This is a genomic window from Streptomyces bauhiniae (genome assembly GCF_004784475.1).
GTDB classification, from domain to species: Bacteria; Actinomycetota; Actinomycetes; order Streptomycetales; family Streptomycetaceae; genus Streptomyces; species Streptomyces seoulensis.
On record NZ_SRRT01000010.1, the window covers coordinates 118,707 to 139,827 of the forward strand.

General features: G+C 73.2%; 18 protein-coding genes. 10 read left to right on the forward strand and 8 right to left on the reverse strand.

The window, feature by feature from the left end:
• Positions 1-8 precede the first annotated feature (8 nt).
• The 6 genes from iolB (at position 9) to E5083_RS28930 (ending at position 9,527) form a co-directional block, all read left to right on the forward strand.
• Complete coding sequence (iolB, locus tag E5083_RS28905) at positions 9-833, forward strand: 5-deoxy-glucuronate isomerase (protein ID WP_135788630.1); 825 nt, start codon at positions 9-11, stop codon at positions 831-833.
• Complete coding sequence (iolD, locus tag E5083_RS28910; RefSeq protein ID WP_135788631.1) at positions 830-2,707, forward strand: 3D-(3,5/4)-trihydroxycyclohexane-1,2-dione acylhydrolase (decyclizing); 1,878 nt, start codon at positions 830-832, stop codon at positions 2,705-2,707. The genes iolB and iolD overlap by 4 nt, the downstream gene beginning before the upstream one ends.
• Before the next feature lie 16 nt (positions 2,708-2,723).
• On the forward strand, positions 2,724-4,226 hold the full coding sequence (mmsA, locus tag E5083_RS28915; protein WP_135788632.1) for a CoA-acylating methylmalonate-semialdehyde dehydrogenase: 1,503 nt from the start codon (positions 2,724-2,726) through the stop codon (positions 4,224-4,226).
• Between the two features lie 298 nt (positions 4,227-4,524).
• Entirely contained in the window at positions 4,525-5,925 is a 1,401-nt protein-coding gene (locus tag E5083_RS28920) for an APC family permease (RefSeq protein ID WP_135788633.1), read from the forward strand.
• Between the two features lie 111 nt (positions 5,926-6,036).
• Entirely contained in the window at positions 6,037-8,667 is a 2,631-nt protein-coding gene (locus tag E5083_RS28925) for an alpha/beta fold hydrolase (RefSeq protein ID WP_135788634.1), read from the forward strand.
• Positions 8,664-9,527 (forward strand): ABC transporter permease, encoded by an 864-nt coding sequence (locus E5083_RS28930; RefSeq protein WP_135788635.1) that lies wholly within the window; start codon positions 8,664-8,666, stop codon positions 9,525-9,527. The genes E5083_RS28925 and E5083_RS28930 overlap by 4 nt, the downstream gene beginning before the upstream one ends.
• Before the next feature lie 64 nt (positions 9,528-9,591).
• Here the strand turns inward: E5083_RS28930 and E5083_RS28935 are convergent, their stop codons facing one another.
• Both E5083_RS28935 and E5083_RS28940 read right to left on the reverse strand, forming a co-directional pair.
• On the reverse strand, positions 9,592-9,999 hold the full coding sequence (locus E5083_RS28935; protein ID WP_131589631.1) for a rodlin: 408 nt from the start codon (positions 9,997-9,999) through the stop codon (positions 9,592-9,594).
• A 200-nt stretch (positions 10,000-10,199) separates the two neighbouring features.
• Positions 10,200-10,610 carry a rodlin gene (locus E5083_RS28940; RefSeq protein WP_135788636.1) on the reverse strand — a complete coding sequence of 137 codons (411 nt, stop codon included), beginning with the start codon at positions 10,608-10,610 and terminating at the stop codon, positions 10,200-10,202.
• Between the two features lie 281 nt (positions 10,611-10,891).
• Here E5083_RS28940 and E5083_RS28945 point away from each other — a divergent pair, with 281 nt between their 5' ends.
• The 4 genes from E5083_RS28945 (at position 10,892) to E5083_RS28960 (ending at position 14,467) form a co-directional block, all read left to right on the forward strand.
• Positions 10,892-11,302, forward strand: coding sequence for a rodlin (locus tag E5083_RS28945; RefSeq protein WP_135788637.1), 411 nt, complete (start codon positions 10,892-10,894; stop codon positions 11,300-11,302).
• Positions 11,303-11,548: 246 nt separating this feature from the next.
• The gene (gene chpD / locus E5083_RS28950) at positions 11,549-11,776 is read left to right on the forward strand and encodes a chaplin ChpD (RefSeq protein WP_135788638.1); all 228 of its coding nucleotides are present in this window, start codon (positions 11,549-11,551) and stop codon (positions 11,774-11,776) included.
• A gap of 122 nt (positions 11,777-11,898) precedes the next feature.
• Entirely contained in the window at positions 11,899-12,897 is a 999-nt protein-coding gene (locus E5083_RS28955) for a chaplin family protein (RefSeq protein ID WP_135788639.1), read from the forward strand.
• Positions 12,898-13,201: 304 nt separating this feature from the next.
• On the forward strand, positions 13,202-14,467 hold the full coding sequence (locus E5083_RS28960; protein ID WP_135788640.1) for a glycoside hydrolase family 26 protein: 1,266 nt from the start codon (positions 13,202-13,204) through the stop codon (positions 14,465-14,467).
• Here E5083_RS28960 and E5083_RS28965 read toward each other — a convergent pair.
• Genes E5083_RS28965 through E5083_RS28990 form a run of 6 tightly spaced genes read right to left on the reverse strand, consistent with a single transcriptional unit; the run spans position 14,464 to position 21,118 of the window.
• Positions 14,464-15,597 (reverse strand): GNAT family N-acetyltransferase, encoded by a 1,134-nt coding sequence (locus E5083_RS28965; RefSeq protein WP_135788641.1) that lies wholly within the window; start codon positions 15,595-15,597, stop codon positions 14,464-14,466. The genes E5083_RS28960 and E5083_RS28965 overlap by 4 nt on opposite strands.
• Positions 15,594-16,250, reverse strand: a complete 657-nt coding sequence (locus E5083_RS28970; RefSeq protein WP_135788642.1) for a YveK family protein — start codon at positions 16,248-16,250, stop codon at positions 15,594-15,596. Before E5083_RS28970 ends, E5083_RS28965 begins: the two co-directional genes overlap by 4 nt.
• Before the next feature lie 15 nt (positions 16,251-16,265).
• A complete protein-coding gene (locus tag E5083_RS28975) occupies positions 16,266-17,405 on the reverse strand; it encodes a glycosyltransferase (RefSeq protein WP_135788643.1) in 1,140 nt (379 codons plus the stop codon).
• Positions 17,405-18,178, reverse strand: a complete 774-nt coding sequence (locus E5083_RS28980; protein WP_208754185.1) for a polysaccharide deacetylase family protein — start codon at positions 18,176-18,178, stop codon at positions 17,405-17,407. The genes E5083_RS28975 and E5083_RS28980 overlap by 1 nt, the downstream gene beginning before the upstream one ends.
• Positions 18,162-19,820 (reverse strand): murein biosynthesis integral membrane protein MurJ, encoded by a 1,659-nt coding sequence (gene murJ / locus E5083_RS28985; RefSeq protein ID WP_135788644.1) that lies wholly within the window; start codon positions 19,818-19,820, stop codon positions 18,162-18,164. Before murJ ends, E5083_RS28980 begins: the two co-directional genes overlap by 17 nt.
• Positions 19,817-21,118 carry an O-antigen ligase family protein gene (locus tag E5083_RS28990; RefSeq protein ID WP_135788645.1) on the reverse strand — a complete coding sequence of 434 codons (1,302 nt, stop codon included), beginning with the start codon at positions 21,116-21,118 and terminating at the stop codon, positions 19,817-19,819. The genes murJ and E5083_RS28990 overlap by 4 nt, the downstream gene beginning before the upstream one ends.
• Positions 21,119-21,121: the final 3 nt, after the last annotated feature.

Consider the following 21,121-nt stretch of genomic DNA (forward strand, 5'->3'; position numbering starts at 1 on the left):
GGGCCCGCATGACCAGCACCCGACTCCATCTGCCGCACGGCGAGGCCGCGAACGGCCCGTACGCGCTCGACATCGGGCCAGGTCAGGAGGGTTGGGCTCAGGGTTGGGCACACACCCGCCTGCGCGTCGTGGAGCTGGAAGCGGGCGGCACCCATACCTTCGACACCGGCGCCGCCGAATGGATCGTGCTCCCTCTCCAGGGTGCATGTACCGTACAAATTGACGAGAACGAGTTTCAGATCCGAGGCCGGGAGAACGTGTTCGCGGCAGTCTCCGACTTCGCGTACGCCCCCCGCGACAGCCGGGTCCAGATCGCCTCCGGCGCGGGAGGCCGCTTCGCCCTGGCAGGAGCGAAGTGCGAGCGACGACTCCCCGCCCGCTACGGCCCCGCGCCGGAGGTCCCCGTCGAACAGCGCGGCAGCGGCACCTGCGCCCGCCAGGTGCGCAACTTCGCCGCCGCCGACACCTTCGACTGCGACCGGCTCATCGCCGTGGAGGTCATCACCCCCGGCGGCAACTGGTCGTCCTACCCGCCGCACAAGCACGACGAGCACCGGCCGGGGGAGGAGTCCGAGCTGGAGGAGATCTACTACTTCGAGATCGAGGACGGCGGCCTCGGCTACCAGCGCGTCTTCCCCTCCCGTACCGGCGGCGCCGACCTGCTCGCCGAGGTCCGCACGGGTGACGCGGTGCTCGTCCCCGACGGCTGGCACGGCCCGTCGATCGCCCAGCCCGGCCACGCCATGTACTACCTGAACGTGATGGCCGGACCCGGCGCCGACCGGGAGTGGCGGATCAGCTTCCACCCGGATCACACAGGGGGTTACCGGTGACCACCAGGCTCACGGTCGCGCAGGCGCTCGTCCGCTTCCTCGCCGCCCAGTACACCGAACGCGACGGCGTACGGCAGCGGCTCATCGGCGCCACCTGGGGCATCTTCGGCCACGGCAACGTCGCCGGCATCGGCCAAGCCCTGCTGGAACACCGGGAGTTGATGCCGTATCACCAGGGTCGCAACGAGCAGGCGATGGTGCACGCGGCCGTCGGGTATGCCCGCCAGTCGAACCGGCTCTCCACCCACGCGGTGACCACCTCCATCGGCCCCGGCGCCACCAACCTCGTCACCGGCGCCGCCCTCGCCACGATCAACCACCTGCCCGTCCTCCTGCTCCCCGGCGACGTCTTCGCCACGCGCCCCGCCGACCCCGTCCTCCAGCAGCTCGAACTCCCTTACGCGGGCGATGTGTCGGTGAACGACACCCTGCGCCCGGTGTCCCGGTACTTCGACCGGATCACCCGCCCCGAGGCCCTGATCCCGAGCGCGCTCGCGGCCATGCGGGTGCTCACCGACCCGGCCGACACCGGCGCCGTCACCCTCGCCCTCCCGCAGGACGTGCAGGCGGAGGCGTACGACTGGCCCGAGGAGTTCTTCGCCGACCGGGTCTGGACCGTACGCAGGCCAGGCGCCGACCCGGCCGAACTCGCCGAAGCGGTACGGGAGATCAGGCAGGCCCGGCGTCCCCTCGTCGTCGCGGGCGGCGGGGTCCACCACAGCCGCGCCGAGGACGCCCTCGCGGAGTTCGCCGCCGCCACCGGCATCCCGGTCGCCGCCACCCAGGCTGGCAAGGGTTCCCTGCCGTACGACCATCCCCAGGACGTGGGCGGCATCGGCCACACCGGCACCGACACCGCCGCTGAACTCGCCCGCGCGGCCGACCTGGTGATCGGCGTCGGCACCCGGTACACCGACTTCACCACCGCCTCCGGCACCCTCTTCCAGGACCCCGGCGTGCGCTTCCTCAACCTCAACATCGCGCCCTTCGACGGCCACAAGCTGGCCGGGCTGCCACTGGTCGCCGACGCCCGCAGCGGACTGGGCGAGCTGACCGAGGCGCTGGGGATGCACGGGCACCGGGTGCCGGAGGCGTATCGCGCGGGCTATTCGGCGGCCAAGGCGGACTGGGAGCGCCGGGTCCACGCCTGCTTCGCCGCCGAGGACCCGGACGCGGTGCCGACCCAGGCCCAGGTGATCGGCGCGCTGGACGCCCTGGTGGACGCGAGCGACATCATCGTCAACGCGGCCGGCTCCCTCCCCGGCGACCTGCACAAACTCTGGCGGACCCGCGCCCGCGACCAGTACCACCTGGAGTACGGCTACTCCTGCATGGGCTACGAGATCCCGGCCGCCCTCGGCGTGAAGCTCGCCGCTCCCGAGCGGAACGTCTGGGCGCTGGTCGGCGACGGGACATATCTGATGATGCCGACCGAGATCGTCACCGCCGTGCAGGAGGGCGTGGCGATCAAGATGGTGCTGATCCAGAACCACGGGTACGCGTCCATCGGCGGCCTGTCCGAGTCGGTCGGCGCCGAGCGGTTCGGCACCGCGTACCGGTATCCCGCCGTGGACGGCACCCTCACCGGCCCGCCGCTCCCCGTCGACCTCGCCGCCAACGCGGCCAGCCTCGGCATGCGGGTGCTGCGCGCCCGTACGGTCGCCGAGCTGCGGGAGGCCCTCGCCGAGGCGCGCGCCGCCGACACTCCCACTTGTGTCTACGTGGAGACCGAAACGTCCGACAGTGTGTCGGGCGCGCCCCCGGCCGCGGCCTGGTGGGATGTTCCTGTGGCCGAGACCGCGACCAGGCCGTCCGCGGTCGAGGCACGCGATCTGTACGAACGGCATCTGCCGGCCCGCCGCCGCCATCTGTGACAAGGAGCCCGAGGACATGACGAAGATCGTCAACCACTGGATCGGCGGCAAGACCGCCGAGGGCGCGTCGGGCACGTACGGGCCGGTCACCGACCCGGCGACCGGCGAGGTCACCACCAAGGTCGCCTTCGCATCCGTCGAGGAGGTGGACGCGGCGGTCGCCGCCGCCAAGGACGCCTTCGCCACCTGGGGACAGTCCTCGCTGGCCCAGCGCACGTCCATCCTGTTCAAGTTCCGCGCCCTGCTGGACGCCCACCGCGACGAGATCGCCGCGCTGATCACCGCCGAGCACGGCAAGGTGCACTCCGACGCGCTCGGCGAGGTCGCGCGCGGCCTGGAGATCGTGGACCTGGCCTGCGGGATCAGCGTCCAGCTCAAGGGCGAGCTGTCCACCCAGGTCGCCACCAGCGTCGACGTGGCCGCGATCCGGCAGCCGCTCGGCGTGGTCGCGGGCATCACCCCGTTCAACTTCCCGGCGATGGTGCCGATGTGGATGTTCCCGCTGGCCATCGCGTGCGGCAACACCTTCGTGCTGAAGCCGTCGGAGAAGGACCCGTCGGCCGCCCTCAAGCTGGCGGAACTGCTGGCCGAGGCCGGGCTGCCGGACGGTGTCTTCAACGTCGTGCACGGGGACAAGGTGGCCGTCGACCGGCTGCTGGAGCACCCGGACGTGAAGGCGGTGTCCTTCGTCGGCTCCACCCCGATCGCCCGCTACATCCACACCACCGCCTCCACCCACGGCAAGCGCGTCCAGGCCCTCGGCGGCGCCAAGAACCACATGCTGGTGCTCCCCGACGCCGACCTCGACGCGGCGGCGGACGCGGCCGTGAGCGCCGCCTACGGCTCGGCGGGCGAGCGCTGCATGGCCATCTCGGCGGTCGTCGCCGTCGGCTCCATCGGCGACGAGCTGGTGCAGAAGATCCGCGAGCGCGCCGAGAAGATCAAGATCGGCCCCGGCACCGACCCCACCTCGGAGATGGGCCCCCTGATCACCAAGGTCCACCGCGACAAGGTGGCCGCCTACGTCACCGGCGCCGCCGACGAGGGCGCCGAGGTCGTGCTCGACGGCACCGGATACACCGTCGAGGGCCACGAGGGGGGCCACTGGATCGGCATCTCCCTGCTCGACAAGGTGCCGACCAGCGCGAAGGCGTACCAGGACGAGATCTTCGGCCCGGTGCTGTCCGTGCTGCGCGTGGACACCTACGAGGACGGCGTCGCCCTCATCAACGCCTCCCCCTACGGCAACGGCACCGCCATCTTCACCCGCGACGGCGGCGCCGCCCGCCGCTTCCAGTTGGAGATCGAGGCCGGCATGGTCGGCGTCAACGTCCCCATCCCGGTCCCCGTCGGCTACCACTCCTTCGGCGGCTGGAAGGACTCCCTCTTCGGCGACCACCACATCTACGGCAACGACGGCACCCACTTCTACACCCGGGGCAAGGTCGTCACCACCCGCTGGCCCGACCCCTCCGACGCCCCGGCAGGCGTCGACCTGGGCTTCCCGCGCAACCACTGAGCCGCGCGGACATCCGGGCCCGGAGGCAGCTTTCGCTGGCTTCGGGCCCGTCTTTTTTCGGCCAGGGCCTGCGGTTCCCGTACGGCCGACAAGGGCGCGGGCGCCTGCGAGATGGTGCTGTTTCGGTCGTCAAAGGCGCGTCAAGGCTGCGGATTCCGTAGGTCGACACCCATTGACGTGATGGTTTTCGTCGGTGTTCCATGCAGCGCCGGGAGCGAGACGTACGACACACCGCGAGCCGCCGGAGGCGATACCGCTCCCGCCCGAGTCCTCACCGCACGAGTCGATCGGACGCCGCATGACCGACACGCTCCGCCCCGCCGAGCCAGCCAGCGCCGCAGAGACCGGTGACGGCCGGCGGAAACTCAAGCGCTCCATCGGCGTCGTCGGCGGCACCCTGCTGACCCTCTCCTGCGTGACGCCCGCCTCCACCCTCTTCGTGGTCGTCCCCGACCTCTTCGGCACCCTCGGCACCGCGACCGCGCTCACCATCGCCATCGGCTCGGTGCTCTGTATCGCCGTGGCGTTCTGCTACGCCGAGCTGGGCACCCTCATCCCCAGCGCGGGCGGCGAGTACGCCATGGTCTCCACCCTCGCCGGGCGCCTCGCGGGCTGGCTGGTGTTCGTGCTGTCGCTGCTGGTCGTGGTGATCGTGCCGCCCGTCATCGCGATGGGCACCGCCGACTACATCGCCCCCCTCGTCCATGTGGACCCCGCCCTCACCGGCGCCGGGGTCATGCTGCTCGCCACCCTCGCCGGGCTGCTCGACCTGCGCGCCAACGCCTGGATCACCGGCGTCTTCCTGGTCCTGGAGGTCATCGCGGCGGCCGTCGTCGCGGTGCTCGGCTTCTCCCACGCCCACCGGGGCGCCGGGAGCCTGGTCTCCATGGAGGTGGCCGGAGCCCACGGGAGCGTCGACCCCGTTACCGCCGGCTTGGTCGTCTCCGGCCTCGCCATCGCCCTCTTCGTCACCCAGGGTTTCTCGACCGCCGTCTACCTCTCCGAGGAACTGGAGCACCCGCGCCGGGACGTGGCCCGTACTGTGCTCGCCACCCTCGCCATCTCCACCGTGATCATCCTGGTGCCGGTCGCCGCCATCACCATGGGCGCCACCGACCTGAGGGAACTGACCGGCGGCGACCTCAGCGCCATGGTGACCGCCTGGTCCAACACGGCCGTCGGTACGTTCGTCAGCCTCTGCGTCGCCCTCGCCATCGTCAACGCGGGCATCGTGATGGTCATCCAGAACTCCCGCGTCCTGTTCGCCTCCGCCCGCGACAAGGCGTGGCCCACCCCGGTCAACGACCTCCTCTCCCGGCTCGGCCGGTTCGGCTCGCCCTGGGTCGCCACCCTCACCGTCGGCGTCCCCGGCGCGCTGCTCTGCTTCGTCGACCTGGACACCCTGTACGGCGTCACCGGGGTCTCCGTCACCGCCATGTACCTGCTCGTCGCCGTCGCCGCCCTGCTCGGCCGCCGCGACAGCCACCGGCACACCCCGGCCTGGCGGATGCCGCTGTGGCCGGCCGTACCCGTCCTGCTCATCGCCGTCCTCGGCTACGTCCTCGTCCAGCAGGACCCCGCCTACCTGCTGTGGACCGGCGGCATCACCGCCGTCGCCACCCTGTACTGGGCGCTGTACCTGCGGCCCCGCCGCGACACCCACTGGCTGGTCTCGCTCCCCGAGGACACCCGGAGCTGACCCCCTACCGCGCCCGCAGTACACCCGGCCGCACCCGTACTCCCGAAGGAGGGGCGGGGGTTCAGCCCGGCGGGGCCGTCCGGCGGGGAGGGCGGCCCGTACCGTTGGGTCATGGATCTTCGAGTGCCCCGGCTGCCGAAGCGGCCCCGGCGGGCCGCCGCCGCGCTGGGGGCCGCCGTACTGCTGGCCGCCACCGGTACGTGGACGGCGACCGCGTCCGACACGCCCCGCCCGCACCGCACCGACCGGGTCCTGGCCATGGCGGACGGCAGCCGGGTGGACACCTCGTACTTCACCTCCGGAGGCGGCGGCCGGCGCCCCGCCGTCCTGCTCGCCCACGGCTTCGGCGGCAGCAAGGACGACCTGCGCGCCCAGGCCGAGGACCTCGCCGGGCACGGGTACGCCGTACTCACCTGGTCCGCACGGGGGTTCGGCCACTCCACGGGCAGGATCGGGCTCAACGACCCGGCGCACGAGGTCACCGACGTCTCCCGCCTCATCGACTGGCTCGCCAAGAGGCCCGAGGTCCGCCTCGACAAGCCCGGCGACCCGCGCGTGGGCATCGCGGGCGGCTCGTACGGCGGGGCGATCTCCCTCCTGGCGGCCGGACATGATCCGCGCGTCGACGCCATCGCGCCCGCCGTCACCTACTGGGACCTCGCCGACGCCCTGTTCCCGAACGGCGTGTTCAAGAAGCTGTGGACCGGCGTCTTCTTCAACTCCGGCGGCGGCTGCGGGAAGTTCGAGCCCGCGCTGTGCGCGATGTACCAGCGCGTCGCCCAGTCCGGCGTCCCCGACGCCGACGCCCGCGCCCTGCTCCAGCGCCGCTCGCCCTCGGCCGTCGCCGACCGCATCAAGGTCCCGACCCTGCTCTTCCAGGGCCAGACCGACTCCCTGTTCACCCTCGCCCAGTCCGACGCCGCCGAGCGCGCGATCCGGGCCAACGGCGCCCCCGTCGAGGTCGACTGGATCGCGGGCGGCCACGACGGGGGAGACCTGGAGACCGGCCGGGTCCAGGGACGGGTACGGGACTGGTTCGACCACTACCTCAAGGGCGAGTCCGTCGGCACCGGTCCCGCCTTCCGGATCACCCGCACCGGAGGCGTCGACTCCACCGACGGCAGCACCCGCAGCCGGGGCGCCACCGCCGACGCCTACCCCGGCCTGCGCGGCGACCCCCGCACGATCCCCCTCACCGGCCGCGAGCAGCGCGTAGCCAACCCGGCCGGCGCCAGCCCGCCCGCCGTCTCCGCCCTGCCCGGCCTCGGCGGCGGCGGCCTCGCCCAGCTCTCCGCCCTCGGCACCGGCGTCTCCCTCGACTTCCCCGGCCAGTACGCCAAGTTCGACGCAGCCCCCCAGCGCACCGCCCTCCGTATCACCGGCAGCCCCACCGCCCGCGTCCATGTGCAGTCCACCAGCGCCGACGCGGTCCTCTTCGCCAAGCTCTACGACGTCGGCCCCGGCGGCAGCCAGGTGCTCCCCGGCCAGCTCGTCACCCCGCTCAGGGTCACCGGCGCCAAGGCGGGCAAGGACATCACCGTCACCCTCCCGCCCGTCGACCACGAGGTGCAGCAGGGCCACCACCTCCGCCTGGTCCTCGCCACCACCGACCTCGCCTACGCCTCACCCACCGCCCCGGCGACCTACACGGTTTCCCTCAAGGGCCCGTTGAGCGTGCCCACGGCCCCCGCCGTCACCACCGCGCCCACCCCGCTCCCCTCCTGGATCTGGTGGCTCCCTCTCGCGGGCGTCGCAGCGGCCCTCGCCCTCCTCCTCACCGCCCGCCGCCGCACCACGGCCCCCGCCCCCGACCCGGAACTGACCGAAGTCCCGCTGCTCATCACCGACTTGAGCAAGCGCTACGCCAAGTCCGCCGACCGGTACGCCGTACGCGACCTCTCCTTCCGTGTCGAGAAGGGCCAGGTGCTCGGCCTGCTCGGGCCCAACGGCGCGGGCAAGACCACCACCCTGCGTATGCTGATGGGCCTGATCCGGCCCGACGGCGGCGAGATCCGCGTCTTCGGCCACGCCATCCGCCCCGGCGCCCCGGTCCTTTCCCGTGTCGGCGCCTTCGTGGAGGGCGCCGGCTTCCTGCCCCACCTCACCGGCCGGGAGAACCTGGAGCTGTACTGGCGCGCCACCGGCCGCCCGCCCGAGGACGCCCACCTCGCCGAGGCCCTGGAGATCGCGGGCCTCGGCGACGCCCTGGCCCGCGCGGTCCGCACCTACTCCCAGGGCATGCGCCAGCGCCTGGCCATCGCCCAGGCCATGCTCGGCCTGCCCGACCTGCTCATCCTGGACGAGCCCACCAACGGCCTGGACCCGCCGCAGATCCGCGAGATGCGCGAGGTGATGATCCGGTACGCGGCCGCCGGGCGCACCGTCATCGTCTCCAGCCACCTGCTGGCCGAGGTCGAGCAGTCCTGCACCCACCTGGTGGTCATGGACCGGGGCCGGCTGGTCCAGGCGGGCCCGGTCGGTGAGATCGTCGGCTCCGGCGACACCCTGCTCGTCGGCACCGGCACCCCCCTCGCCGACCCGGTCGTGGAGAAGGTGGCCGCGCTGGACGGCGTCGCCTCCGCCGTACCGGCCGAGGACGGGCTGCTGATCCGCCTCGAACCCGGCAACACCGCGGGCGCACTCGTCGTGGACCTGGTCCGCCTCGAGGTGCCCGTGCTCTCCGTCGGCCCGCACCGGCGTCTGGAGGACGCCTTCCTCACCCTGATCGGAGGCTCCGCGTGAGCACGCTCACCGAGACCGCGGAGACGGCACCCGGCTACCGCGCCGCGCGCACCCTGCCCGTACGGGTGGAACTCGTCCGCCAGCTCGGGCGGCGCCGCACGCTGGTCATGGGCGCGATCCTGGCCGCGCTGCCGCTGATCCTGCTGGCCGCGTTCGCGATCGGCGGGGACCCGGCCGGGCGGGGGCGCCGGATCTCCCTGATGGACACGGCCACCGCGTCCGGCGCCAACTTCGCCGCCGTCAGCCTCTTCGTGTCGGCCGGCTTCCTGCTGGTGATCCCGGTCGCCCTGTTCTGCGGGGACACGGTCGCCTCCGAGGCCGGCTGGTCCTCGCTGCGCTATCTGCTGGCGGCGCCGGTGCCGAGGGCGCGGCTGCTGTGGTCGAAGCTGGTGGTGGGGCTCGGGATGAGCCTGGCCGCGATGATCCTGCTGCCCACGGTGGCCCTGGCGGTGGGCACGGCCGCGTACGGCTGGGGTCCGCTGCTGGTGCCGACCGGCGGGGCGGTGGAGGCGGGGACGGCGGTCGGGCGCCTCGCCGTGGTGGTGCTGTACCTCTTCGTCTCGCAACTGGTCACCGCGGGGCTCGCGTTCTGGCTCTCCACCCGGACCGACGCCCCGCTCGGCGCGGTGGGCGGCGCGGTCGGGCTGACCATCGTCGGCAACGTCCTGGACGCGGTGACCGCGCTCGGCCACTGGCGCGACTTCCTGCCCGCGCACTGGCAGTTCGCCTGGGCCGACCTCCTCCAGCCGCACGCGGAGTGGGCCGGCATGGCCCAGGGCGCCTCGGTCTCGGTCACCTACGCCCTGGTCCTGTTCGCCCTGGCCTTCCGGGGCTTCACCCGCAAGGACATCGTGTCCTGACCTCGGGAAACACGGCGGCGGCCCACCGGTCGGAACCGGTGGGCCGCCGCTGCGGGGGGCTCGATCAGCCGTTGCCGGCACCGTTGCCGGACAGCGCGGAGATGTCGTCCAGGATGTGCGACAGCGGCTCGTCGCCCTTGGCCTGGGTCGAGTTCTCGACGCACTGCTGGTTCTGCGGCGAGGACAGGACGGGGATGTCCTGGATGCCGACGTTGACCAGGGCCACCAGGGACTGGGCGTTGAGCTTCGCCGGCAGGCCGATGCAGGGCTTGTTCAGCGAACCCTGGACCAGAGCCAGTTGCGGGCTCATGTTGCCGTAGGTGGCCGAGTTGCCGAACGACTGCGAGGCGCCGTTTCCGCTGAACGACGTGGTGCCGTGGTCGTCACCGATGGCCAGGGCCTGCGGGGCGGCCGCGCCCGCGAGACCGGCGACGGAGGCGGCGACGGCCGCGGTTGCCCACAGCTTCTTCATGTTGGTTCCCTTCGAAAGGCGGACTCCGGGGAGGAGCTGCGTGATCGTCAACGGGGAAGCGGGCGCCGGGGTTGCGGTCTTTGACCCTATCGGGGCAGCGCAGTCCGATGAGTTCACAAACGCCCCCCTCGGCTCAACTGCCTCTGGAAACACCGACGGGCCGCCGATCGAGTCGGCGGCCCGGATGCGTTGCGGAGGCGTCAGTTGTTGGCGGCGCCGTTGCCGGACAGCGCGGAGATGTCGTCCAGGATGTGCGACAGGGGCTCGTCGCCCTTGGCCTGGGTCGAGTTCTCGACGCACTGCTGGTTCTGCGGCGAGGACAGGATCGGGATGTCCTGCGCGCCGACGTTGAGCAGACCCACCAGGGACTGGGCGTTGACCTTCGCGGGCAGGCCGATGCAGGGCTTGTTGAGCGAGCCCTGGATGAGCGCCATCTGCGGGCTCATGTTGCCGTAGGTCGCGGAGTTGCCGAACGCCTGGGAGGCGCCGTTGCCGCTGAACGACGTCGTACCGGTGTCGTTGCCGATGGCCAGGGCCGGCGACGCGGCGGCGGCGGAGACGCCGGCAACGGACGCGGCGACCGCGGCGGCGGCCAGAACCTTCTTGATCACTTGCGATTCCCTTCTGGAGAAACCCCGTCCATCGGAGTGCCCGGCTCAACTGCCGGGCCGGGGAGGGGGTTGCTCCCGTTCACTCCAACGGCCGACGGGGCGCGCGGAAAACGGGGCGCCCGCCTCGGCGGGAATTCCGTCTCCTCCGTGCACCGGAAGCGATCCGATCGGGTGACTTACCGCAACCAATCGGCGCCCGGTGGGTTGATGTCTCCGCAGGAACGAACGTCTGGCGACCAGCCAGGAAAGCGTCTGGCGAACAGCCAGGAAAGGAAAGCGAAATGCTGAAGAAGGCAATGGCCGCGGCGGCGGTCGCCGCGTCCTTCGTGGGCGTGTCGGCGGCGGCGGCCCCTCAGGCGCTTGCCATCGGCAACGACACGGGTACCACGTCGTTCAGCGGCAACGGCGCCACCGAGGCGTTCGGCAACAACGTGACCAACGGCGACCTCAGCCCGCAGGCCACGCTGGTGCAGAGCTCCGTGAACAAGCTCTGCGTCGGCCTGCCGGTCAAGGCGAACGTCCAGTCGGTGCTGGCCCTGGTCAACGTCGGTGTCCAGGACATCCCCGTCCTGTCCTCCCCGCAGAACCAGCAGTGCGCCGAGAACTCCACCCAGGCGAAGAACGACGAGCCGCTGTCGCACCTCGTCGACGACGTCTCGGTCCTCGCGGGCAACGGCGTCGCCAACAACTGACGCAGGCGCGAGCGCTCGTAAAAACCGCCCGGCGGCACGGATTTCCGTGCCCCGGGCGGTTTTCGCTGCTCCATGCTGTCAATTCCCTGGGGGCGTTCGAGTGAATTGACCGGCGACGCGCGTTCCACAGTTTCTTCCGCCGTCTATTCCTCGTTCTACAGCCTGCCGGTCATGGTGCGAGCCGTTCAAGTTGTGCTCGCTCGGTTTCGGCCGTCACAGGGCATGACCGCAGAGAAGGGAAAGACCATGAAGAAGAGCGCTGCTGTCATCGCCGGCGCCATCCTGGCTCTGGGTGGGGCGGCTCCCGCCTTCGCCGACGCCGGTGCCGAGGGTGCCGCGGTCGGTTCGCCGGGCGTGCTGTCCGGCAACGTCGTCCAGGTCCCGATCCACATCCCCGTGAACGTGTGCGGCAACTCCGTCAACGTCATCGCGCTGCTGAACCCGGCGTTCGGCAACGCCTGCGTCAACGACTGACGCGCATAACGCGAGGCACCAGCCCCACGGCTGCGTTCAGGCCGGCCCCGGACCGTTGATCCCATGTGAATCCGCGTTCCGGGGCCGGCCTTCCCACTTCTTCGAGCAGGAAGACCACGAGATTGCGACAGACCCTGAGCAAGGGCATGGTCGTGGCCGCCGCCGCGACGGGTGTGCTGTCCTTGTACGTCAGTCAGGCGCTCGCCGATTCGGGAGCGCACGGAGCCGCACAGGGCTCTCCCGGCGCGCTGTCCGGCAACACCCTCAAGGTGCCGGTGCACGTCCCGGTCAACATCTGCGGGCACTCCGTAGATGTGTCGGCCGCGCTCAACCCGGCCGTCGGCAACGCCTGTGTCAAGGACGCCCTCCCCAAGGCGCCCCGCACCACCGCGCCGTCGTCCTACGGTGACGACGACGAGCCGAGCACCCCGGTCAAGACCCCGCCCGCGTACGGCGCCGAGCAGACCAAGCCGCCGGCCTCGTACGGGGACGACGAGACCACCCCGCCCCCGTCCTACGGCCACGACGAGCCGAGCGCCCCGGCCACCACCGCGCCCGCCTCCTACGGCGACGACGACGAGACGACGCCGCCCCCTGCGTACGGTGACGACGACGAGACGACACCCCCGCCGTCGTACGGGGACGACGAGGAGACCACCCGTCCGCCCTCGTACGGCGACGACGAGACGACGCCCCCGCCCTACGGCGGCGAGGAGACGACTCCGCCCCCGTACGGCGGTGAAGAAACGTCTCCTCCCCCTTATGGCGGCGAGGAGACCACCCCTCCGCCATACGGGGGCAACGAGACCACGCCTCCTCCCTACGGCGGCGAGGAGACCACTCCGCCTCCGTACGGCGGTGAGGAGAGCACGCCTCCTCCGGGCGGGCACACCACGCCCCCGCCCGGAGGTCACACGACACCGCCCCCCGGCGGGCACACCACGCCCCCTCCGGGAGGTCACACCACTCCGCCTCCCGGTGGGCACACCACTCCGCCCACCCTTCCGCACACCGGTAACAACTCGCGGATGCTGTGGGCCACTTCGGGCGCCGGTGCCGTGCTGATCGCGGCCGGAGTCCTGCTGTTCCGGCGCGGCCGGACCATGTCCCGGCACCGCTGACCACCGGGTGCCGGACCCGAGCGCCCGGCACCCAGAGGTGACGGCGCCGTACCGCCACGGCGCCGTACGCATCCTTTCGGGCCGCGTCCCCTCCGGCGGCTCGCCACGCCGACGGGCCGGGAGCGGCCAGCCGGGCGGCCCCGCGCGGATAACCCCGGCGGGGCCTTCGCCGTTCACCCGGGCGGGGGCCGCGGCCACCCGCAAGCCGTAACCGCGCTGGCGAGCACCCGGCGCGTGTGACTGGGTGTCAGTACAGGCGCTGTTCGAGGCGCGAGGGCAGGGCCGGGTGGAGGGAGGGGCCGGGATGGCTCCACAGTGGCGCAGGACCCGGCGGGGACGGCTGTCCCTCTTCGCCGCGGCGATCACCGTATCGGTCGCCCTGGCAGGACCCGGGGTCGCGGCCGGACCGCACCGGACGGCACCCGGACCGACCCCCGCGCCCACCGCGACCCCGGCGCCTCCGCCCGTCAACCGGGGCCCCGACTTCGGGGCGTTCCTCGACTCCGGCCCCCTCGGGATCGCCCGGATTCCCGCCCTCAGCAACTGGCTGGGCGGCGCCGAGCTGAAGGTCGGGCACACCTATCTGCCCGGCGGACTGTGGCGGGACATCGAGGGCCCGCCCGGCTTCCTGGAACCGTGGGCGAACTGGCGGCGCGACAAGGCCGACCGCACCCTCGTCCTCAACGTGCCGATGCAGGAGCGCAACGAGGAGCACCTCTCCGACGCCGAGGTACGCCTGCTGCTGAAGCAGGCCGCCGCCGGACAGTTCGACCGGCACTTCCGCACGCTCGCCGAGAAGCTGGTCAAACTCGGCGTGCCGGACACGGTGCTGGTGCTCGGCTGGGAGATGAACGGCATCACCTACACCCACCGCTGCGGGCCCGACCCCGAGGCGTGGAAGGCGTACTGGAACCGCATCGTCGCCACCATGCGCGCGGTTCCGGGGCAGAAATTCCGCTTCGACTTCACGCCCAGCCGGGGCCGGGACGCCGTGCCGTGGACCGAGTGCTACCCCGGTGACGACACCGTCGACATCATCGGCATGGACTCCTACGACCAGCCCACCGGGATGCCGTTCGACGAGCAGATCTCCGAGCCCTACGGCCTCCAGGCGCACGTCGACTTCGCCAAGGCGCACGGCAAGCCCATCTCGTACCCGGAGTGGGGCCTGTTCCGCAACGGCGACAACCCCGAGTACATGCGGCGGATGCTCGCCTGGATGGACGAACACCGGCCGCTCTACAACACCCTCACCGACTACTGCCCGCACGGCGTCTGGCAGTGCCCGGCCAACCCGAACGCGGCGAAGGTGTACCGGACGACGCTGTACGGGCGCACGGGGCTGACGACGCCTCCACCGACCCCGACGCCGACCCCTACGGTCACGCCGACGCCGACCCCCACCCCCACGCCGACCCCGACGTCCCCCGAGCCCACCCCGACCCCCACCCCCTCGTCCGGCACGAAAACTCCCGCCGACTGCTCGGAGATGACGATGGGGAACTGGGTGGAGTTCTGGCTCGGGGGCCGGGTCTGCCTCCGCTTCGACCGCCTGCCGGGCGTCCGCTAACCGGGCCGGCGCTCGCCGAGGCGGGCGAGTGCCGCCTTGCCGTGGCGGCGGGCCGCCGCGTCGGACAGCGCGGCTGACAGCAGCGGCGCGGTACGGCGCCGGGCCAGCAGCAGCCGCCCGCTGGGCGCCGGGTCGGGACGCCAGTGGTGCTTGTACGGCTCGTCGCCGCGCATCAGGCTCAGCGTGCCGTGGGACCCCGCCGCGGTGTGCGCGGCGCAGGCGTCCAGCAGTATGACGGCGACGTCGGCCTTGCGTTCGCGCAGCGAGGGATGGGCGCCGTAGAGGTAGCCGCCCGCGAGGCTCGGGGAGAGCAGGGTGAGGTCGACGGCGACGACCTCCTCGCCGATGCGGAACTCGGTGACGACCGCGTCACCCGAGCGCACCATCGGCTCCACCGCGCGCACTAGGTGCTCCTGGAAGCGGGGCCGCAGATGCTCGGGCGTCACCTTCCGGCCCTGCCACTGCAGCCGGTGCAGCTCCAGCAGCCGCGCCACCGCCGCCTCCGCCTCACCGGGACCGGCCGTGCGCCGGGCCACCCCGAGCGCGGCCAGCTTGCGCAGCTTGGCCCGCACCCGCTGGGCCTTGTTGGACGGCAGCCGGGTGAGCAGCTCGTCCATCGGCACCGGGGGCAGCTCCAGGCACAGGGAGTCCGGCACCCGTCGGCGCGGTCCGGGCCAGCGGTCGTAGACGCGCTCCGCCGCGCCCCCGGCGCGTACCTCGCGCAGGTCGATCAGGGCGGTGCGGGCGGCCGTCCACAGGGCGTCGGTCAGGGCGGTGAGGGCGCGGCCGTCGTCGGCGTCGTCGAGCAGCACGTCACCGTAGTCGGAGACCGTGCCGCCCAGCGGGACCAGGGCGGGGAAGGGGTGCCGGACGAGGGTCAGGGGGGCGGCGGCGAGCAGGTCGCGGCCCGAGCGGACCAGCAGGACGCGGAGCCGGCCGGGCCTGCCGTACGACTGCCACCAGGAGTGCAGCCAGGCGTGGCTCTGGAACGGGGTCGCGGTGGCGCAGCGCCGGTGCAGCCGGCCCCAGGCCGGGGCGAGGGCGGCGAACGCCAGGTCGTCGGTGAGGAGTTGGGTGGTGAGCGGGGGACGCGCGAAGGAGGCGGGGCGCGCCGCGTACGTCGCCGTCACAGCCGGCTGTGGACGTCGGCGGCGAAGGCCGGGCCGGGCAGCGGGGCCGCGAGCGCGGCCTCGGGCTCCTCCCGGCGCCCCGGCCGGACCAGCAGCGCGAGCCCGCCGAGCAGCCCGCCCGCGCCCGCGCCGACCAGCGTGGTCACCCCGGCCGACGCCGACGACGGCTCGGTCGGCCGCACCGCGCGGGAGAACTGGAGCAGCTCGACGTGGGTGGCCTTCTTGCTCGCGTCAGCCTGCTTGGAGAGCGCGGCGGCGACCGCGTTGGCCATGGCGGCGGCCTGGGCGGGCCGGGCGGAGGTGGCGGAGACGGCGACCATCGGGGCGTCCGGCGAGGTGGCCGTGCGCACGCTCTTGGCCAGGGTGCTCACCGGCACCCCGGCCCGCTGCTGCGCCTCGGCGAGTACGGCGGGCTGGGTGGCGACCCTGCCGTACGCCTGGGCGAAGCCGAGCGCGGTGGAGGTGTCCGAGTGCTCGGCGGGGACGGCGATGACATAGCTGGTCGCGGTGTACGCGGGGGCCTTGAGCAGGCCGTACCCGCCGCCGATCAGCCCGCCCGCGACGACCCCGGCGGCCACCAGCGACCAGGGCGGCAGGGAACGGGAGCCCGGCAGGCGGCCGGTGCGACGGCGCCGGGTGGGATTCTCGGTCATGAGGGGCTGCCTCCGTTAAGGGTGTCGGGGCGAGGGGACCGTACGGGTGAGCGCCGAGGTGTAGACGTCCATCAGCCGGGCGGCGCTGCGGGTGATGCAGTAGTGGCGGGCCGCCTCCGGGACGGCACGCGGGCCGGGCCCGGCGGCGCGGACCCCGGCGAGCGCGGCGGCGTACGCCTCGGCGCCGCCGCGTACGCGCACGGCGTCGGGGGCGGCCTCGGGCGGGAGGTCCTCGACGGCGGGGCAGGAGGCGTAGCGCACCGGGAGTCCGGCCGCGAGCGCCTCCACGACGGCCAGGCCGAACGCCTCCTCCGGGGAGGGGGCGGCGAGTACGTCCATGGCGGAGGTCAGCGCGGGCAGGTGGGGGCCTGATGAGCCGTCGGGGAGCCCGGGGACCTCGCCGGTGAACAGCACCCGCTCCGCAACTCCGGCGGTGGCGGCTGCGCGCCGGAGAGCGCTTTCTTCTGCGCCGCCTCCCACCAGCAACAGGTGGCAATGAGGCGGTAGTTGGGAGAGCGCCTCGATCAGGATGTCGAACCGCTTGCCGGGAGCCAGTCGTCCGATGCCGCCGATCACGAACGCGCCCTCCGGGATGCCCAGTTGCGCCCGCACGCGCGTCCGCCGCGCTGGGTCGAAGCGGAAGGGCTCCAGGTCGATGCCGTTGGGGACGACCGCGATGCGCGGCTCCGGTACGCCCCAGCGGGCCAGGCGAGTGGCCACCGTGGGGGAGACGGCGACCGTCGAGCGGCCCAGGCGTTCCCCGGCCAGATACAGCGCGCGCACACCGGAGTTGAGCGGGCGGCCCTCCATCTGGGAGTCGCCCAGGGAGTGTTCGGTGGCGACCACCGCGCGGACTCCGGCGAGCCGTGCCGCGAGGCGGCCGTAGAGACAGGCCCGGTAGAGGTGGGTGTGGACCAGGTCGTAGCGGCCGCGCCGGATCAGCCGGGTCAGCCGGGGCAAGGCGGCCAGGTCGCGGTTGCCGGCCATGGCGAGGTCGGCCACCCGTACCCCGTCGGCCCGCAGCCCGGCGGCCACCGGGCCGGGGTTGGTCAGCGTGACCACGTCGCACTCGACGGGCAAGTGGCGCAGCAACAGCCGTAGTTGCTGCTCGGCGCCGCCGACCCCGAGGCCGGTGATGATGTGCAGCGCCCGCATCACAGCCCCGCCACGGGCCGGCGGCGCAGCCGGTGCAGCCGGTACTTCAGAAACAGCCGCAGGGCGTTGTCGTTCTGCCCGACATGTACGCGGGGCAGCGCGTGCGGGCCGCTCAGTTCGCCGGGGTCGATGGCGCAGGCGTAGCCGTAACCGGCCGCGCGTACGGCCTCGACCACGCGCCCGTCGAGCGTGCCGTACGGGTAGCAGAAGCCCTGGACCGGGGCGCCGGTCAGCTCGGTCAACCGGGCCCGGCTGTCGCTGACTTCGGCGTGCAGGGCGGTGTCGTCGGCGTGGGTGAGGTCGACGTGGGTCAGGCCGTGGGAGCCGATCTCCACCCCGGCGCGGTGGGCCTCGCGGACGGCGTCGGCGGTCAGCAGGGGTTTGCGGGGGCCGAGCGGGTCCCAGGTGTTCTCGCCGCCGAGCCGGCCGGGCAGCACGAACAGGGTGGCCGTGCACTCCCAGCGGGCCAGCAGCGCCAGCGCGTCGGTGACGAAGTCGGCGTACCCGTCGTCGAAGGTGAGCCCGACCAGACCGCGCCCGGCCCCCCGCGCGCGGGCCTCCAGCAGCTCGCCCACCGACACGCCCCGCAGCCCCCGCCCGCGCAGCCAGCGCAGTTGGCGCTCCAGCCGGGCCGGGGTGACGGTGACGCGGTACGGGTCGTCGGAGCAGTCGCCGACGGAGTGGTACATGGCGATCCACGGGACGGGACCGCCTCCGCCCGGCCGGGGGGAGCCGGTGCGGAGGACGGGCGCGGACTCAACGGAAGACGGCATGAGCGAGCCTTCGGGTGTGGGTGCGTACGGAACGGAGGGCGGGTGCGAAGCCCTGGGCGCCCAGGGCCCAGCCGAGCAGGACGAAGACGGTGACGACGGTGAGGCCCCCGGCGGCGAGCCCCGCGAGCGCCCCCACGGGCAGGGTCGCGGCCCAGGCCCCGGCGAGGGCGGCCCCGAGCGCGGCCCCGGCCGGGCGGCTCAGCTCGCGCAGCATGTGCCGGGTGCGGATGGGAACCCCGCGCCGCCTGCCGTGCCCGGGGCCGCGCATCCCGGCGAGCAGCAGGGCGGCGGTGAGGGTGATGCCGGTGGCGTTGGCGGCGGCGATGCCGGTCACGCCCCAGGTGCCGACGGTGGCCGCGCCGATGGCGCAGGTGGCGAAGACACCGGCGGACATGGCGCCGAGCGGGTACCAGGTGGGGCGGCCCGCCGAGAAGTAGGAACGGACCAGGACACCGGTGAGGGTCTGGCCGAGCAGGCCGACGGCGTACACGCGCATCACGCCCGCCGTGGCCGCCGTGTCCTGGGCGGTGAACGCGCCGCGCTGGAAGAGGAGTTGGACGATCTGCGGGGCGCAGGCCACGACCGCCGCCGTGCCGAGCAGCACCAGTCCGGACGCGACCGCGAGGTCCCGCTCCACCCGGACGCGGGCGCGCTCGGTGTCGCCCTCGGCGAGGGCCCGCGCGACCACCGGGAAGGTGATCGTGCACAGCATCATCGACATCGTCATGGGGATCTGCGCGATCTTCTGGGCGTAGTTCAGGTGCGAGATGGCCCCGGAGGGCAGGCTGGAGGCGAGGAACCGTTCGATCAGCACCTGGGACTGCCGGCACAGCGCGAACAGCAGCACGGTCGCCATCAGCGGCAGGTTCACCGAGTGCGGCTTGGCCGAGGGAAGTTCCGGCGTCACCTCCGTCGTCCGGCGGCTGCGTAACCGGCCGACCAGGAAGGGGAGTTGGGTGAGGACCATCAGCACCCCGCCCGCCGCGACCCCGAACGCCGCCGACCGCACCCCCCACACCCCGCCCAGCGCGAACATCGCCGTGACGATGCCCGTGTTGTACGCGACGTAGATCGCGGCCGGGGCCAGGAAGCGGCGGTGGGCGCGCAGGGCCGCGCTGAAGTACCCGGCGAGCCCGAAGGTGAGCACACAGGTCGCGGTGAGCCGGGTGCAGTCCACGGCCAGCGCCGGGTCGGGCAGGCCGGGCGCGAGCACCTGCACGAGCTGCGGAGCGCCGAGCGCGAGCACCGCCCCCACCACGGTGAAGGCCAGCGTCAGCTTGGGCAGCGTCCCCCGGACCAGGGCCCGTACGGGATCTCCCGGCGCACCCTGGGCGCGGCGGGCCAGCGCCATGCTGAACGCCGGGATCAGCGCGAACGCCAGCCCGTCCTCGATCAGCAGGGTGGCCGCGAACTCGGGCACCGTCCAGGCGACCAGGAAGGCGTCCGTGTCCCGCCCGGCCCCGAACAGCCGGGCCAGCGACTGGTCCCGGACCAGCCCGAGCAGGGCACCGGCGGCGGACAGGGAGGCGGTGAGCAGGGCGGCGCGGGCGAGGAACCGCCTTGTCACCGGGGCGTGTTCGGGCTCGGCCGGCGGGGTCTGCCGGGTCGTCGTCTCCGGTCCCGGAGCGGGCGTAAGCGTCATCGCGCGCCCTCCGGCTCCGCGCCCACCAGGGCCCACCACGCCACCAGCCCCAGGCACACCGCCGTCAGCACGGTGGAGGGGCCGCCGATGTCGGCGTACACGAAGTCCACGAGCTGCCACAGCAGCAGGCCGCAGCCGATCAGCGCGCAGTCCAGGCCCCGGCCCGTACGGTGGGCGGTCCGCAGGCCGCGCAGGCCGAGCAGCAGCATCGCCAGCCAGCCGCCCGCCAGGCACAGCAGCCCGATCAGTCCCTGTTCGGCGAGGACCAGCAGGTACATGTTGTGCGGGGAGAGCAGCGGCTGCCGCCGGAAGCCGACGCCCGCGCCCTCGGTGTCGCTGCCCGAGGACAGCGCGAGCGAGGCATGGCCGTCCCGGTACTCCGGGAAGCCCTTCAACCCCACGCCGGTCAGCGGGTGTTCGCGCCACATGCCGGTGGCCGCCGCCCACATGGTGTACCGGTCCGTGACCGACTGGTCGGGGGCGTCGGCGACCTTGGTGATGCTGTCGATCCGCTCCTGGAGCATCGCCGTGCCCACCCCGAGACCGCCCACCAGCACCACCCCGGCCGCGACCACCACGGCGCCCACCTTCAGCGCCCGGCGGACCCCGGCCAGCAGCAGTTGCGCGGTGAGGGTGACGGCGGTGGCGATCCACGCGCCCCGGCTGAAGGAGAGCGCCAGCGGCACCAGCAGCGCCAGCGCGCACCCGGCCGCGACCGCCCGCTCCCGCACCGGCGCCCTGCCCAGCGCCAGCCCCACCGCGCACAGCAGCCCGAACGCCACCACGGTGGCCATCCCCATCACGTCGTACGGCCCGAAGGTGCCGACCGCGCGGATCATCCGGCCCTGGTACGAGGCACCGGTCCCGGTGACGTACTGCTTCACGCCGACCGCGCCCTGCCAGAGTGCGAGCCCCACCAGCGCCCAGGCCAGTAGGCGGAAGTCGCGACGGTCGCGGATCAGGAGGAGCACGGCGGCCGGGACCAGGACGAAGACCTGGAGGTAGCGGCCGAGTCCGGCGAGACCGGCGCCCGGGGAGGCGGCGCCCATCGCGGCGAGCGCCGCCCCGGCCACCGGCAGTCCCAGCACCAGCGCGGACCGGGCGGACAGCGGGCGGGCCCGCTCCCGCAGCAGCCGCACCAGGCAGGCGCCGACGACCAGCGCGGACGCCGCGTCGGCCGGGCCCGCGCCGCCCCCCTCACTGGAGGCGAGGGGCAGCGCGAGCAGGACGAGCACGGCGAGCACCGGCAGTACCGGGGACCAGTGCCGGGGGCGGCCGAGCGGCAGCGCGAGGCTCATCCG

Bases quoted from the DNA above. Each gene is read 5' to 3' on its own strand.
- murJ (WP_135788644.1), bottom strand. From the start codon at position 19,820: ATGACGCTTACGCCCGCTCCGGGACCGGAGACGACGACCCGGCAGACC.
- E5083_RS28975 (WP_135788643.1), bottom strand. From the start codon at position 17,405: ATGCGGGCGCTGCACATCATCACCGGCCTCGGGGTCGGCGGCGCCGAG.
- chpD (WP_135788638.1), top strand. From the start codon at position 11,549: ATGAAGAAGAGCGCTGCTGTCATCGCCGGCGCCATCCTGGCTCTGGGT.
- E5083_RS28960 (WP_135788640.1), top strand. From the start codon at position 13,202: ATGGCTCCACAGTGGCGCAGGACCCGGCGGGGACGGCTGTCCCTCTTC.
- E5083_RS28970 (WP_135788642.1), bottom strand. From the start codon at position 16,250: ATGACCGAGAATCCCACCCGGCGCCGTCGCACCGGCCGCCTGCCGGGC.
- mmsA (WP_135788632.1), top strand. From the start codon at position 2,724: ATGACGAAGATCGTCAACCACTGGATCGGCGGCAAGACCGCCGAGGGC.
- E5083_RS28925 (WP_135788634.1), top strand. From the start codon at position 6,037: ATGGATCTTCGAGTGCCCCGGCTGCCGAAGCGGCCCCGGCGGGCCGCC.
- E5083_RS28920 (WP_135788633.1), top strand. From the start codon at position 4,525: ATGACCGACACGCTCCGCCCCGCCGAGCCAGCCAGCGCCGCAGAGACC.
- iolB (WP_135788630.1), top strand. From the start codon at position 9: ATGACCAGCACCCGACTCCATCTGCCGCACGGCGAGGCCGCGAACGGC.
- E5083_RS28980 (WP_208754185.1), bottom strand. From the start codon at position 18,178: ATGCCGTCTTCCGTTGAGTCCGCGCCCGTCCTCCGCACCGGCTCCCCC.
- E5083_RS28990 (WP_135788645.1), bottom strand. From the start codon at position 21,118: ATGAGCCTCGCGCTGCCGCTCGGCCGCCCCCGGCACTGGTCCCCGGTA.
- E5083_RS28935 (WP_131589631.1), bottom strand. From the start codon at position 9,999: ATGAAGAAGCTGTGGGCAACCGCGGCCGTCGCCGCCTCCGTCGCCGGT.
- E5083_RS28945 (WP_135788637.1), top strand. From the start codon at position 10,892: ATGCTGAAGAAGGCAATGGCCGCGGCGGCGGTCGCCGCGTCCTTCGTG.